The organism is Burkholderia sp. BCC1208 (assembly GCF_902833095.1).
In the GTDB taxonomy this organism is placed as follows: Bacteria; Pseudomonadota; Gammaproteobacteria; order Burkholderiales; family Burkholderiaceae; genus Burkholderia.
In genome coordinates this window covers 372,261-385,889 of sequence record NZ_CADFDY010000011.1, presented here as the reverse complement: position 1 = coordinate 385,889, position 13,629 = coordinate 372,261, and the positions used below count along the sequence as shown (strand labels likewise).

Here is a 13,629-nt window from a genome sequence, read left to right as displayed (position 1 = left end):
GGAGGCTGACATGAGCGGGATCGATCCGAAACGTTTCGGCAAGGTGGCGGTGTTGTTCGGCGGCGAATCCGCCGAGCGCGAGGTGTCGCTCACCTCGGGCCGCCTCGTGCTGCAGGGCCTGCGTGACGCGGGCATCGACGCGCATCCGTTCGACCCGGCCGAGCGGCCGCTGTCGGCGCTGAAGGACGAAGGCTTCGTGCGCGCGTTCAATGCGCTGCACGGCGGCTACGGCGAGAACGGCCAGATTCAGGGCGCGCTCGATTTCTACGGCATTCGCTACACGGGCAGCGGCGTGCTCGGCTCGGCGCTCGGCCTCGACAAGTTCCGCACGAAGCTCGTGTGGCAGCAGACGGGCGTGCCGACGCCGCCGTTCGAGACGGTGATGCGCGGCGACGACCTGGCCGCGCGCGCGACCGACATTGTCGCGAAGCTCGGCCTGCCGCTGTTCGTGAAGCCGGCGAGCGAAGGCTCGAGCGTCGCGGTGCTGAAGGTGAAGACGGCCGACGCGCTGCCGGCCGCGCTCGAGGAAGCCGCGACGCACGACAAGATCGTGATCGTCGAGAAGAGCATCGAAGGCGGCGGCGAATACACCGCGTGCATCGCCGGCGATCTCGACCTGCCGCTGATCAAGATCGTGCCGGCCGGCGAGTTCTACGACTACCACGCGAAGTACGTCGCCGACGATACGCAGTACCTGATCCCGTGCGGCTTGCCGGCGCAACAGGAAGCGGAACTGAAGCGCATCGCGCGCCGCGCGTTCGACGTGCTCGGCTGCACCGACTGGGGCCGCGCGGATTTCATGCTCGACGCGGCCGGCAATGCGTATTTCCTGGAAGTGAACACGGCCCCCGGGATGACCGACCACTCGCTGCCGCCGAAGGCCGCGCGCGCGGTCGGCATCGGCTATTCGGAGCTGGTCGTGAAGGTGCTGTCGCTCACCCTCAACGACTGACGCAGGAACGGAACGACGTATGTGGAACAACGTTCGCCAACTCAACCTTGCCGCCAGCGCGCTGTACGCGCTGCTGCTGCTCGTGTTGGCGGCGGCCGGCTGCTATTGGCTGATCCAGCGCCCGACGTTCGCGCTGCGGGAAATCCGGATCGACGGCGACACCGAGCACATCAATTCGCCGACGGTGCGCGCGGGCGTGGTCGGCCGGCTGAAGGGCAATTTCTTCACGGTCGATCTCGATACGGCGCGCGCGGCGTTCGAGCAGATGCCGTGGGTGCGTCACGCGAGCGTGCGCCGGGTGTGGCCGAATGCGCTGGCTGTCACGCTCGAGGAGTACAAACCGCTCGGGACCTGGGGCAGCGATCAGCTCGTGAGCGTGGACGGCGAACTGTTCACCGCGAACCAGGGCGAGCTGGAGCAGGAGCTGCCGGCGTTCGACGGCCCGGAGGGCAGTGCGAAGGAAGTCGTCACGCGGTATCGCGACTTCGGGAAATGGTTTGCGCCGCTGAAGGCGGCGCCGGAAGAAGTGACGCTGTCGGCGCGGTACGCGTGGACGGTGAAGCTGTCGAATGGCATGCAGGTGGAGCTGGGCAAGGAGCGCAACAGCGACACGCTGCATGACCGGAGCCAGCGCCTGGTCGCCGCGTGGCCGGCCGTCACGGAGCGTTGGGGCAACGACATCGAGTACGCGGATCTGCGTTATCCGAACGGATTCGCGATTCGCGCGGCAGGCATGCGGTTCCTGACCGATACCGACAAGCGCAAGAAGTAACGAGAGATCACACGCAAGAGCACTTTATGAGCAAAGACTACAAGGATCTGCTGGTTTCCCTCGACATCGGCACGTCGAAGGTGGTGGCCATCGTCGCCGAGCTGAAGGGCGAGGGTCACTACGAGGTGATCGGTCTCGGCCAGAGCGAGTCGAAGGGTCTGAAGAAAGGCGTGGTGGTGAACATCGAGGCCACCGTGCAGTCGATCCAGCGCGCGCTCGAGGAAGCCGAGCTGATGGCCGACTGCAAGATCACCAACGTGTTCACGGGGATCGCGGGCAGCCACATCCGCAGCTTCAATTCGAGCGGGATGGTCGCGATCAAGGACAAGGAAGTCACGCAGACGGACGTCGCGCGCGTGATCGAGACCGCGAAGGCGATCAACATCCCGACCGACCAGCAGGTGCTGCACATCCTCACGCAGGAATTCATCATCGACGGCCAGGAAGACGTGCGCGAGCCGATCGGGATGAGCGGCATCCGGCTGGAAGTGAAGGTGCACATCGTAACGGGCGCGGTGAGCGCCGCACAGAACATCGTCAAGTGCGTGCGCCGCTGCGGACTGGAAGTGAACGACCTGATCCTGCAGCCGCTCGCGTCGTCGCTCGCGGTGCTGACCGAAGACGAGAAGGATCTCGGCGTGGTGCTGGTCGACATCGGCGGCGGCACGACGGACATCGCGATCTTCGCCGAAGGCGCGATCCGCCACACGGCGGTGATTCCGATCGCCGGCGACCAGATCACGAGCGACATCGCGATGGCGCTGCGCACGCCGACGCCGGATGCGGAAGACATCAAGGTCGGCTACGGGATCGCGAAGCAGGCGCTCGCCGATCCGGACGAAATGGTGGAAGTGCCGGGCCTCGGCGAACGCGGCCCGCGCACGCTGTCGCGTCAGGCGCTCGCGGCCGTGATCGAGCCGCGCGTCGAGGAACTGTTCTCGCTCGTGCAGCAGGTCGTGCGCGAATCGGGTTACGAAGAACTCCTGAGCTCCGGCGTGGTCATTACCGGCGGCGCGTCGATGATGCCGGGCATGGTCGAGCTCGGCGAGGACATTTTCCTGAAGCCGGTGCGCATCGGTGCGCCGGAATATGCAGGCGGTCTTTCCGACGTCGTGCGCAATCCGCGCTACTCGACGGCGATGGGGCTGCTCGTCGAAGGCAGTGCGCAGCGCATGCGCGGCCGCAAGGTCGCCGTGCAGTCCGGCAACGCGGGGCAGGTGTTCTCGCGGATGAAGGAATGGTTCCTGAGCAATTTTTAAGTATCCCCACGGCTCGGCATGCCGAGCCTGCCCCCTGAGGGGCCAGGAAAACCCGGGGCGGCCCGGCGTTTTCTTGGGGACAAACCGAATCGAAATTCGCGCTGGTGCCGGCGGCTGGCGCGCGACAGGGGGTTGCCCGATCTCCTGCCGAATAACGGCCGAGTAGCAGTCATTCTCTTGACGGAGGCAACAATGGAATTCGAAATGCTGGAAACCGAAACCAACGGCACCATCATTAAGGTGGTCGGCGTTGGCGGCGCTGGCGGCAATGCCGTCCAGCACATGATCAACCGCGGCGTGCAGGGCGTCGACTTCATCGTGATGAACACGGACGCCCAGGCGCTGTCGCGTTCGCGCGCATCGTCGGTGATCCAGCTCGGCAACACGGGTCTTGGCGCCGGTGCGAAGCCGGAAATGGGGCGTGCGGCAGCGGAAGAAGCGCGTGAGCGCATCGCCGACGCACTGCGCGGCGCGCACATGGTGTTCATCACGGCCGGCATGGGTGGCGGCACGGGCACGGGCGCGGCACCGGTGGTCGCGCAGATCGCGAAGGAGATGGGCATTCTGACGGTCGGTGTCGTCAGCAAGCCGTTCGAGTTCGAAGGCGGCAAGCGCATGCGCGTCGCCGAAGCAGGCTCGCAGCAACTGGAGGATCACGTCGACTCGCTGATCGTCGTGCTGAACGACAAGCTGTTCGACGTGATGGGCGACGACGCCGAGATGGACAAGTGCTTCCAGTGCGCGGACGACGTGTTGAACAACGCGGTGGCAGGTATCGCGGAAATCATCAACGTCGACGGCCTCGTGAACGTCGACTTCGAAGACGTGAAGACGGTGATGGGCGAGCAGGGCAAGGCGATGATGGGCACGGCGACGGTCGCCGGCGTCGATCGCGCGCGCCTCGCGGCGGAACAGGCCGTGGCGAGCCCGCTGCTCGAAGGCGTCGATCTGTCGGGTGCGCGCGGCGTGCTGGTCAACATCACGTCGAGCCGTTCGCTGCGCCTGTCGGAAACGCGCGAAGTGATGAATACGATCAAGAGCTACGCGGCGGAAGATGCGACGGTGATCTTCGGTGCGGTGTACGACGACGCGATGGGCGATGCACTGCGCGTGACGGTCGTGGCGACGGGTCTGGGCCGTGCGGCGAAGAAGCAGCAGTCGGCTCCGATGACGCTGCTGCGCACGGGTACGGACAACCAGCCGGTCAGCGCGGTGTCGCACGGCTATGCGCAGCCGCATCACGTCAGCACGGCCGACTACGGCGCGCTCGATACGCCGGCGGTGTGGCGCAATTCGCGCGAAACCGCGGCATCGCACGTGCAGGCGCTGCAGGAGAAGGGTGTCGACACGTACGACATCCCGGCTTTCCTGCGCAAGCAGGCTGACTGACGCAAACACAGGCGAAGCCGCGGCGAAACTGCCGCGGTATCGCCGGCGTGACGGATGCTACGGACCACGACAGGCCGCGTCGGATGCGACGCCGGGCCGGGAAAGGTGCCCTCTTCGCTCGAGCGAGGCGGGATGGGCCGTGCTGTCCGCAACACGCTGAAAAACCGTATCGCTATGAGGGACCAGCCATGATTCAAGTGGGCGACGCGCTGCCCGACGCGCAATTGTTCGAGTTCATCGACGATGCGCGCGAAGGGTGCACGCTGGGGCCGAACGCCTGCAGCGTGCGCGACCAGGTTGCGGGAAAGCGGGTGGTGATCTTCGGATTGCCGGGCGCTTTCACGCCGACCTGCTCGGCGCAGCATGTACCGGGCTACGTCGAGCACGCCGAGCGACTGCGCGCGGCGGGGATCGACGAGATCTGGTGCGTGTCCGTCAACGACGCATTCGTGATGGGCGCATGGGGACGTGATCTGCACACCGCGGGCAAGGTGCGCATGATGGCGGACGGTAGCGCGGCTTTCACTCATGCGCTGGGGCTGACGCAGGATTTGTCCGCGCGTGGCATGGGAATTCGTTCCCTGCGCTACGCGATGGTGGTTGACGGCGGTGTGGTCAAGACGCTGGCCGTCGAAGCACCGGGCAAATTCGAAGTGAGTGGTGCGGCGAGTGTTCTCGCGACGTTGACGTCCTGATCGTGCGGTGCGCCGTTGCCTTCCGGCAACGCTGCTCGCCAAGCCTCAGGGCAGTTGTAACACGGGCCGATGACCGGAAACGCCTCCGTTCCGGGCATCGGCCCGTCCCGTATCGGCGCGGGTAAACTGTCGAAACAGATTGATACGCAGTTTCAGACAGCGTTGAATAGGGAATTACGCTATAATCCCGTCTATCGAATATAACTCCTGATTGATATCTTCAATCAAGACGAAGAAGACCATGTTGAAGCAGCGCACCATCAAATCCATCGTGAAGACCGTGGGTATCGGTGTCCACTCGGGCCGCAAGATCGAGTTGACGCTCCGTCCCGCCGCCCCCGGCACGGGCATCGTTTTTTCACGCGTCGACCTGCCCACGCCGGTCGACATTCCCGCATCGGCGATGTCGATCGGCGACACGCGGCTCGCGTCGGTGCTGCAGAAGGATGGCGTGCGCGTGTCGACGGTCGAACACCTGATGTCCGCGTGTGCGGGTCTCGGCATCGACAACCTGTATGTCGACGTGACGGCCGAGGAAATCCCGATCATGGACGGCAGCGCCGCCACGTTCGTGTTCCTGATCCAGTCCGCGGGCATCGAGGAGCAGAACGCGCCGAAGCGCTTCATCAAGGTGAAGAAGCCGGTCGAAATCCGCGATGGCGACAAGTTCGCGCGTCTCGATCCGTATTTCGGCTTCAAGCTGAAGTTCTCGATCGACTTCCGCCACCCGGCCGTCGACAAGACGGGCCAGGAGCTCGAAGTCGATTTCGCGACCACGTCGTACGTGCGCGAGATCGCGCGCGCGCGCACGTTCGGCTTCGCGCACGAGGCCGAGATGCTGCGCGAGATCGGCCTGGCGCGCGGCGGCAGCATGGACAACGCGATCGTGCTCGACGAGTACCGGATCCTGAACAACGACGGGCTGCGCTACGACGACGAGTTCGTGAAGCACAAGATGCTCGACGCGATCGGCGACCTGTACGTGATCGGCCACCCGCTGCTGGCGTCGTACACCGCGTACAAGTCGGGCCACGGCCTGAACAACGCGTTGCTGCGCGAGTTGCTCGCACACGAGGACGCGTACGAGATCGTGACGTTCGACGATCCCCAGGCTGCGCCGAAAGGGTTTGCGTTCGACGCGCAGACGGCCTTCGCGTGACCGGCGTTCAGCGCAAGCGATAAAAAAGCGACCCTCGGGTCGCTTTTTTGTTGGCTGGGGCCGCCCGCGGCCCGTGCGGTCAACGCGGCTTCGCGCCGTGCCGTGCCGCCATCCGCGCGAGCGCGGCCTGCAGCGGCGACGGTTCGAGGTGGTCGGCGAGGTCGCGCAGCGCGGCGGCGCCGGTCGAGGTCATCCGTGCCTGCTTCACCTGCGGCGGCTCCGGCGCGTCCTTCGGCCGCACGCGCACGCGCAGCGTCGTCACGGGCCAGCCGCGCTTCTGGAGATCGCCGAGCAGCCGCACTTCGACCTGTCGCAATCGGGCGGCCAGCGCATTGTGCGCGGCAAAGAGGGTCAGGGTGCCATCCTTGATGAAGCCCGGTTCGACATGATTCGCGAGATAGTCGGGCAGGCACGCGCCCAGGTCGCGCTGCAGCGATGCGATCTGCTCGACGCCGGCGCGCAGCGCCGCGAATGCGTCGGTACGACCGAGCACTTCGGACACGGGTTGCGGGCGATAGGCGGCGAGCGGGCCGAAACGCTTGGAAAATCGGTTCATCGAGGCTTTCTTCGAGCGCGCACGCGCGCGGACGTTGCAGCCGATTGTACCCGCGCCGGCCCGCGCACGGGCGGCTTTCGCCCCCGTGCGCCCGGCTTGGGCGCGCAATGCCCGTCTGGCCGGGACGCAGGCGCACGCGTCCCCGCGTGCTAAAATTCGACGTTTGAGTCCACTAATTCGCTAAGCCGCCGAGGCTCGGGCGCCGGGGCGCGCAACACGCGCCGGGCGCCGGTGCTGCGACGCAGGATCCGATCCGATGACAACCGGTTTTCTCCAGAAAATTTTTGGCAGCCGCAACCAGCGGCTCGTCAAGCAATACCAAAAGACCGTCACGACGATCAATGCGCTCGAAACGCAGATCGAGAAGCTGACGGACGACCAGTTGCGCGGCAAGACGGACGAATTCCGCCAGCGGGTCGCGGCCGGCGAGTCGCTCGACAAGCTGCTGCCCGAGGCCTTCGCGGTCTGTCGCGAGGCGAGCCGCCGGGTGCTGAAGATGCGGCACTTCGACGTGCAGATGATCGGCGGCATGGTGCTCCACTACGGCAAGATCGCGGAAATGCGCACCGGCGAAGGCAAGACGCTCGTCGCGACGCTGCCCGTGTACCTGAATGCGCTGGCCGGCCGCGGCGTGCACGTCGTGACCGTCAACGATTACCTCGCGCAGCGCGACGCCGAATGGATGGCGCGCCTCTACAACTTCCTCGGTCTGTCGGTCGGCATCAACCTGTCCGGCATGGAGCACGACCAGAAGCAGCAGGCGTACGCGGCAGACATCACGTACGGCACGAACAACGAATTCGGCTTCGACTACCTGCGCGACAACATGGTCTACGAGACCGACGCGCGCGTGCAGCGGGCCCTGAACTTCGCGGTCGTCGACGAAGTGGACTCGATCCTGATCGACGAAGCGCGTACGCCGCTGATCATTTCGGGCCAGGCCGAGGATCACACCGAGCTGTACGTGCGGATGAACGCGCTGCCGCCGCTGCTCGAGCGCCAGATCGGCGAAGAGAAGGCCGACGGCACGGGCGTGGAGAAGCCGGGCGACTACACGCTCGACGAGAAGGCGCGCCAGGTGTTCCTGACGGAATCGGGCCACGAGAAGGCCGAGCGCCTGCTCGCCGAATGGGGCCTGATCGGCGAGGGCGAGAGCCTCTACGCGCCGCAGAACATCACGCTGATGCACCACGTGTACGCGGCGCTGCGCGCCCACACGCTGTTCCACAAGGATCAGCACTACGTCGTGCAGAACGGCGAAGTGGTCATCGTCGACGAATTCACGGGCCGCCTGATGGCCGGCCGCCGCTGGTCCGACGGGCTGCACCAGGCCGTCGAGGCGAAGGAACACGTGAAGATCCAGAGCGAGAACCAGACGCTCGCGTCGATCACGTTCCAGAACTACTTCCGGATGTACGCGAAGCTGGCCGGCATGACCGGTACCGCGGACACCGAAGCGTACGAATTCAACGAGATCTACGGCCTCGAGACGGTCGTGATCCCGACCAACCGCCCGCCGAAACGGATCGACAAGCAGGACCAGATCTACAAGACGGCCAAGGAGCGCTACGACGCGGTGATCCGCGACATCCGCGACTGCTACGAGCGCGGCCAGCCGGTGCTGGTCGGCACGACGTCGATCGAGAACTCCGAACTGCTGTCGCACCTGCTGAAGCAGGCCGGGTTGCCGCACGAAGTGCTGAACGCGAAGCAGCACGAGCGCGAAGCGGCGATCGTCGCGGAAGCCGGTCGTCCGAACCGCGTGACGATCGCGACCAACATGGCCGGTCGCGGCACCGACATCGTGCTCGGCGGCAATGCCGAGAAGCAGGCTGCGTTCATCGAGGCCGACGATGCGATCCCGGCCGACGAAAAGGCGCGCCGCATCCAGAAGCTGCACGACGAGTGGGAAACGCTGCACGAGCAGGTGAAGGCCGCGGGCGGCCTGCACATCATCGGCACCGAGCGCCACGAATCGCGCCGCATCGACAACCAGCTGCGCGGCCGTGCGGGCCGTCAGGGCGATCCGGGCTCGTCGCGCTTCTACCTGTCGCTCGACGATCCGCTGCTGCGCATCTTCGCGGGCGACCGCGTGCGCTCGATCATGGATCGCCTGAAGATGCCGGAAGGCGAGGCGATCGAGGCGGGCATCGTCACGCGGTCGATCGAATCGGCGCAGCGCAAGGTCGAAGCGCGCAACTTCGACATCCGCAAGCAGCTGCTCGAATACGACGACGTGTCGAACGACCAGCGCAAGGTGATTTACCAGCAGCGCAACGAACTGCTCGAAGCGCACGACATCACCGAGACGATCACCGCGATGCGTCACGGCGTGGTTACCGAAGTCGTCCGCCAGTTCGTGCCGGAAGGCAGCATCGAAGAGCAGTGGGACGTGCCCGAGCTCGAGGAAGCGCTGCGCAACGACTGGCAGCTCGACCTCGCGATCCAGGAAATGGTGAACGAGTCGTCGTCGATCACGGCCGAGGAGATCCTCGACGCGGTGATGACGGCCGCCGACGAGCAGTACGAGTCGAAGGTCGCGATGGTCGGCCGCGAATCGTTCAGCGCGTTCGAGCGTTCGGTGATGCTGCAGACGGTCGACCGCCTGTGGCGCGAGCACCTCGCGGCGCTCGACCACCTGCGCCAGGGCATCCACCTGCGCGGCTATGCGCAGAAGAACCCGAAGCAGGAATACAAGCGCGAGGCGTTCGAGCTGTTCGCCGCGATGCTCGACGCGATCAAGCAGGAAGTCACGCGCATCGTGATGAACGTGCAGATCCAGTCGCCGGAGCAGCTCGAGGAAGCGGCCGAGCAGATCGAGGAGCGCGGCGGTCATCTCGAGAACGTCGAATACCAGCACGCCGACTACGCGGACGGCGGCGCGCCGGTGGCCAACGTCACGGCGGCCGCGGCGGCCACGGCGACGGCCGACATGGTCGGCAGCGCGATGACGCACAGCGGCCCCGGCGGCGAAATGCCGAAGGTCGGCCGTAACGACCCGTGCCCGTGCGGCAGCGGCAAGAAGTACAAGCAATGTCACGGGAAGCTGTCATGATCGGCGGCGGCGCGCGTCACGCGTGCCGCGTCGTTCGCAGCTTCGAGTCAGTGATGTGAGTTGCGGCGGCCCGCGCGTGCGGCCGCCGGTTCTTCCAATCGATGCCGGCGCGTGCCGGCATTTTCCATCCGGCAGGTGTGCCCCATGGCTGTCAATTTTCCGTCGATCGATCCCGCCCAACTGCATCCCGTCGCCGGCGTCACGCTCGGCTGGGCGGAGGCGAACATCCGCAAGCCGAATCGCAAGGACGTGCTGGTCATCTCCGTCGACGAAGGCGCGACGGTCGCGGGCGTATTCACCGAAAACCGTTTCTGCGCGGCGCCGGTCACCGTCTGCCGCGAGCACCTGGCGAAGGTACGGGCCGGCGGCGCGGGCATTCGCGCGCTGGTCGTGAATACGGGCAATGCGAACGCGGGCACCGGCGAGCCGGGCCTCGTGAACACACGCGAGACCTGCACGGAACTCGCGCGTCTCGCGGGCATCGAGCCGGCGCAGGTGCTGCCGTTCTCGACCGGCGTGATCCTCGAGCCGCTGCCGATCGACCGCCTGAAGGCCGGCCTGCCGGCCGCGCTCGCGAACCGCAAGGCCGCGAACTGGTTCGACGCCGCGCAGGCGATCATGACGACCGACACGCTGCCGAAGGCGACGTCGCGCCAGGTGACGATCGACGGCCACACGGTCACGCTCACGGGCATCAGCAAGGGCGCGGGCATGATCAAGCCGAACATGGCGACGATGCTCGGCTTCCTCGCGTTCGATGCGAACGTCGCGCAGCCGGTGCTCGACACGCTCGTGAAGGAAGTGGCCGACCGCTCGTTCAACTGCATCACGATCGACGGCGACACGTCGACGAACGACTCGTTCATCCTGATCGCATCGGGCAAGAGCACGCTGCCCGCGATCACGTCGACCGATTCGCCGGCCTATGCGGCGCTGCGCGACGCGGTGACGGACGTCGCGCAGGTGCTGTCGCAGCTGATCGTGCGCGACGGCGAAGGCGCGACGAAATTCATGACGGTGCAGGTCGAAGGCGGCAAGAGCGTCGCCGAATGCCGCCAGATCGCGTACGCGATCGGCCATTCGCCCCTCGTGAAGACGGCCTTCTACGCATCCGACCCCAACCTCGGCCGGATTCTCGCGGCGATCGGCTATGCGGGCGTCGCGGATCTCGACGTCGGCAAGATCGACCTCTATCTCGACGACGTGCTCGTCGCGAAGGCAGGCGGCCGCAACCCGGCCTACCAGGAAGAGGACGGCCAGCGCGTGATGAAGCAGAGCGAGATCACGATCCGCGTGCTGCTCGGCCGTGGCGACGCGCAGGCTACCGTCTGGACGTGCGACCTGTCGCACGATTACGTGAGTATCAACGCGGATTACCGCTCCTGATCGGGAGCGCTCGAACGACATGGACAAGCTTGAACAGTTTCTGACGCGCGCGGAAGCGCTGCTCGGCCGTCTCGAAGGGATGCTGCCGCCTGCACCGGCGGCCATCGACTGGAACGCGGCCCACGCGTTCCGCTGGCGCAAGCGTCAGGGGCGCGGTTACCTGCAGCCGGTGCCGGCCGTGTCGTCGATCACGCTCGGCGACCTGCACAACATCGATCGCCAGAAAGCGCTGATCGACCAGAACACGCGGCAGTTCGTGCAGCGCAAGCCGGCCAACAACGTGCTGTTGACCGGCGCGCGCGGTACCGGCAAGTCGTCGCTGATCAAGGCGTGCCTGAATGCGTACGCGAACGACGGGCTGCGCCTGATCGAAGTCGACAAGGACGACCTGCACGATCTCGGCGATATCGTCGACCTGATTTCGCAGCGTCCGGAGCGATTCATCGTGTTTTGCGACGACCTGTCGTTCGAGGATGGCGAATCGGGCTACAAGGCGCTGAAGGTCGCGCTCGACGGGTCGATCGCCGCGCAGTCGGACAACGTGCTGATCTACGCGACGTCGAACCGCCGCCATCTGCTGCCCGAGTACATGAGCGACAACGAGTCGTACAAGCATCTCCCGGACGGCGAGATTCACCCCGGCGAAGTCGTCGAGGAGAAGATCTCGCTGTCGGAGCGCTTCGGCCTGTGGGTCAGCTTCTATCCGTTCAAGCAGGACGACTACCTCGACATCGTCGCGCACTGGCTGCGTCACTTCGGCTGCCCGGATGCGGAGATCGAGACGGCACGTGGCGACGCGCTCGTATGGGCGCTCGAGCGCGGTTCGCGCTCGGGCCGCGTCGCATGGCAGTTCGCGCGTGACTGGTCGGGCCGCAAGGAGCAGGCATGAGCGCGAACTTGGCACAGGGCGGCGTGCGGGCGCCGGACGGCCGTAAGGTGACGGAAGTCGCGGTCGGCGTGATGGTGCAGCCGGACGGCCGTTATCTGCTCGCGCAACGCCTGCAGGGCAAGCCGTATGAAGGCTACTGGGAGTTTCCGGGCGGCAAGCTGGAGGCCGGCGAAAGCGTCGAGGACGCGCTTGCGCGCGAGCTGCATGAGGAACTCGGCATCGAAGTCACGGCCAGCCACCGCTGGCACACGCTCGAGCACGATTATCCGCACGCGTACGTGCGGCTCTATTTCTGCAAGGTGACGGGCTGGACGGGAGAGCCGCACAGCAAGGAAGGGCAGGCGTTCGTGTGGCAGCGACTGCCGGTCGAAGTCGCGCCGCTGCTGCCGGCGGCGCTGCCGGTGCTGGCACTGCTCGAGAAGGAAGCGGCGTCGCACTGACGCCGCGGCGGCCTGCGGAAAGGCGGGCCATATCGCGGGTGGCCGGCGTGGTGCCGGTCAGCTGTCGCGACGGCCGTCGGTGCCGTCTTCTTCCGACGACGGACCCTCGTCGGCGGCGCCCCCGATCCGGTACTTTTCCGCGGCCCATGCGCCGAGGTCGAGCTGCTTGCAGCGGACCGAACAGAACGGGCGGAACTGATTTTCAGGCGTCCAGCGCACTTCGGCGCCGCACGACGGACATTTCACGACGGTAGTCATACGAAAGCATTGATCCGGCACGCGGCCGTTACAGATTACACAGTGTCAGATGGAACGGCACGTCGATGTCCACCGCGCGCGGCCGTACATCGCCGTCCTGCATGGTGAACCGTACCCACAACATGTATTTGTTGGCGCTCGCTTCGGGAATGACGCGCAGCTCCGGCGGCACCCGTACCTGCATCAGCTGGTAGGTACGGCCGGACAGCATCTGCTGGTAGCTGCCCTGCATCGCCATGACCTTCGACGCCTGACCCGATTCGCGCGCGAGCCGCAGCACGATCGCCGCGGCGTCACGCAACGGCAGCATCGGCAGGATCCACTTCGCGATGTCCTGGCGCCGCTGCTCGGCGGGCCATTGCTGCCACGCGTAGTACGACGGCAGGTCGAACTTGCACGTACCGCCCGGAATTACCGCGCGGCTGCGGATGCTGGCGAGCCACTCGTTGTCGACGAGGTGCTGGCCGGTCTTGCCCTGCATCTGCGCGAGATTCGCGAGCGTCTGCTCGATTTCACCGAGCACGGCTTCGAGCGCGTTCTGCTCGATGCCCGGATTGCCGCGAAAGGGGGCGAGCGTCTGGCGTTGACGTTCGAGCTCCTTCATCAGATCCGATTTCAGGTCCGCGCGGCCCGTTACCTCGGCGATTTCGAACAGCGTCGTCAACGCGACGTGGTGTTCACGCGGGTCCTCCTGAGCCAAAAAGAACGCGAAGCGCTCGAACAGATCTTCGAGACGCAACAGCGTGCGAATTCGCTCGTTGAACGGATACTCGTAAAGAATCAAGCGCGCTCGCCTCTTCGGTAGGGATTGAAACAATG

The 13,629-nt window shown here is 65.8% G+C and carries 13 protein-coding genes; 10 read left to right on the top strand and 3 right to left on the bottom strand.

Going from position 1 to position 13,629, the window contains the following annotated elements:
* Positions 1-10 precede the first annotated feature (10 nt).
* From HWX09_RS27195 to lpxC, 6 genes are all read left to right on the top strand, one after another.
* Positions 11-952: a D-alanine--D-alanine ligase gene (locus tag HWX09_RS27195; protein WP_027783457.1), complete on the top strand. Its 942-nt coding sequence runs from the start codon at positions 11-13 to the stop codon at positions 950-952.
* Between the two features lie 19 nt (positions 953-971).
* The gene (locus HWX09_RS27190) at positions 972-1,724 is read left to right on the top strand and encodes a cell division protein FtsQ/DivIB (protein WP_006477014.1); all 753 of its coding nucleotides are present in this window, start codon (positions 972-974) and stop codon (positions 1,722-1,724) included.
* Between the two features lie 26 nt (positions 1,725-1,750).
* Positions 1,751-2,983 (top strand): cell division protein FtsA, encoded by a 1,233-nt coding sequence (ftsA, locus tag HWX09_RS27185; RefSeq protein ID WP_006487138.1) that lies wholly within the window; start codon positions 1,751-1,753, stop codon positions 2,981-2,983.
* Between the two features lie 192 nt (positions 2,984-3,175).
* Positions 3,176-4,372, top strand: a complete 1,197-nt coding sequence (gene ftsZ / locus HWX09_RS27180) for a cell division protein FtsZ (RefSeq protein ID WP_006477012.1) — start codon at positions 3,176-3,178, stop codon at positions 4,370-4,372.
* A gap of 188 nt (positions 4,373-4,560) precedes the next feature.
* A complete protein-coding gene (locus tag HWX09_RS27175) occupies positions 4,561-5,067 on the top strand; it encodes a peroxiredoxin (protein ID WP_027783458.1) in 507 nt (168 codons plus the stop codon).
* A gap of 241 nt (positions 5,068-5,308) precedes the next feature.
* Positions 5,309-6,226 (top strand): UDP-3-O-acyl-N-acetylglucosamine deacetylase, encoded by a 918-nt coding sequence (gene lpxC, locus HWX09_RS27170; RefSeq protein ID WP_006487145.1) that lies wholly within the window; start codon positions 5,309-5,311, stop codon positions 6,224-6,226.
* 79 nt (positions 6,227-6,305) lie between these two features.
* Here the strand turns inward: lpxC and HWX09_RS27165 are convergent, their stop codons facing one another.
* Positions 6,306-6,782, bottom strand: coding sequence for a DUF721 domain-containing protein (locus HWX09_RS27165; protein WP_027783459.1), 477 nt, complete (start codon positions 6,780-6,782; stop codon positions 6,306-6,308).
* A gap of 256 nt (positions 6,783-7,038) precedes the next feature.
* On the opposite strand from HWX09_RS27165, the gene secA reads away from it, so the two are divergent.
* The 4 genes from secA (at position 7,039) to HWX09_RS27145 (ending at position 12,552) form a co-directional block, all read left to right on the top strand.
* On the top strand, positions 7,039-9,837 hold the full coding sequence (gene secA / locus HWX09_RS27160) for a preprotein translocase subunit SecA (protein ID WP_027783460.1): 2,799 nt from the start codon (positions 7,039-7,041) through the stop codon (positions 9,835-9,837).
* Between the two features lie 144 nt (positions 9,838-9,981).
* Positions 9,982-11,223: a bifunctional glutamate N-acetyltransferase/amino-acid acetyltransferase ArgJ gene (gene argJ, locus HWX09_RS27155; RefSeq protein WP_027783461.1), complete on the top strand. Its 1,242-nt coding sequence runs from the start codon at positions 9,982-9,984 to the stop codon at positions 11,221-11,223.
* 19 nt (positions 11,224-11,242) lie between these two features.
* Positions 11,243-12,112, top strand: a complete 870-nt coding sequence (locus HWX09_RS27150; RefSeq protein WP_027783462.1) for an ATP-binding protein — start codon at positions 11,243-11,245, stop codon at positions 12,110-12,112.
* Positions 12,109-12,552, top strand: coding sequence for an NUDIX domain-containing protein (locus tag HWX09_RS27145; protein WP_027783463.1), 444 nt, complete (start codon positions 12,109-12,111; stop codon positions 12,550-12,552). The genes HWX09_RS27150 and HWX09_RS27145 overlap by 4 nt, the downstream gene beginning before the upstream one ends.
* Positions 12,553-12,609: 57 nt before the next feature.
* Here the strand turns inward: HWX09_RS27145 and HWX09_RS27140 are convergent, their stop codons facing one another.
* Together HWX09_RS27140 and zapD are read right to left on the bottom strand one after the other, a co-directional pair.
* Positions 12,610-12,810 carry a DNA gyrase inhibitor YacG gene (locus HWX09_RS27140; protein WP_027783464.1) on the bottom strand — a complete coding sequence of 67 codons (201 nt, stop codon included), beginning with the start codon at positions 12,808-12,810 and terminating at the stop codon, positions 12,610-12,612.
* Between the two features lie 28 nt (positions 12,811-12,838).
* Positions 12,839-13,594 carry a cell division protein ZapD gene (gene zapD, locus HWX09_RS27135; RefSeq protein ID WP_027783465.1) on the bottom strand — a complete coding sequence of 252 codons (756 nt, stop codon included), beginning with the start codon at positions 13,592-13,594 and terminating at the stop codon, positions 12,839-12,841.
* Between the last annotated feature and the right edge of the window lie 35 nt (positions 13,595-13,629).

Bases quoted from the DNA above. Each gene is read 5' to 3' on its own strand.
- HWX09_RS27190 (WP_006477014.1), top strand. From the start codon at position 972: ATGTGGAACAACGTTCGCCAACTCAACCTTGCCGCCAGCGCGCTGTAC.
- ftsA (WP_006487138.1), top strand. From the start codon at position 1,751: ATGAGCAAAGACTACAAGGATCTGCTGGTTTCCCTCGACATCGGCACG.
- HWX09_RS27175 (WP_027783458.1), top strand. From the start codon at position 4,561: ATGATTCAAGTGGGCGACGCGCTGCCCGACGCGCAATTGTTCGAGTTC.
- secA (WP_027783460.1), top strand. From the start codon at position 7,039: ATGACAACCGGTTTTCTCCAGAAAATTTTTGGCAGCCGCAACCAGCGG.
- HWX09_RS27165 (WP_027783459.1), bottom strand. From the start codon at position 6,782: ATGAACCGATTTTCCAAGCGTTTCGGCCCGCTCGCCGCCTATCGCCCG.
- HWX09_RS27145 (WP_027783463.1), top strand. From the start codon at position 12,109: ATGAGCGCGAACTTGGCACAGGGCGGCGTGCGGGCGCCGGACGGCCGT.
- HWX09_RS27195 (WP_027783457.1), top strand. From the start codon at position 11: ATGAGCGGGATCGATCCGAAACGTTTCGGCAAGGTGGCGGTGTTGTTC.
- lpxC (WP_006487145.1), top strand. From the start codon at position 5,309: ATGTTGAAGCAGCGCACCATCAAATCCATCGTGAAGACCGTGGGTATC.
- argJ (WP_027783461.1), top strand. From the start codon at position 9,982: ATGGCTGTCAATTTTCCGTCGATCGATCCCGCCCAACTGCATCCCGTC.
- ftsZ (WP_006477012.1), top strand. From the start codon at position 3,176: ATGGAATTCGAAATGCTGGAAACCGAAACCAACGGCACCATCATTAAG.
- HWX09_RS27140 (WP_027783464.1), bottom strand. From the start codon at position 12,810: ATGACTACCGTCGTGAAATGTCCGTCGTGCGGCGCCGAAGTGCGCTGG.
- HWX09_RS27150 (WP_027783462.1), top strand. From the start codon at position 11,243: ATGGACAAGCTTGAACAGTTTCTGACGCGCGCGGAAGCGCTGCTCGGC.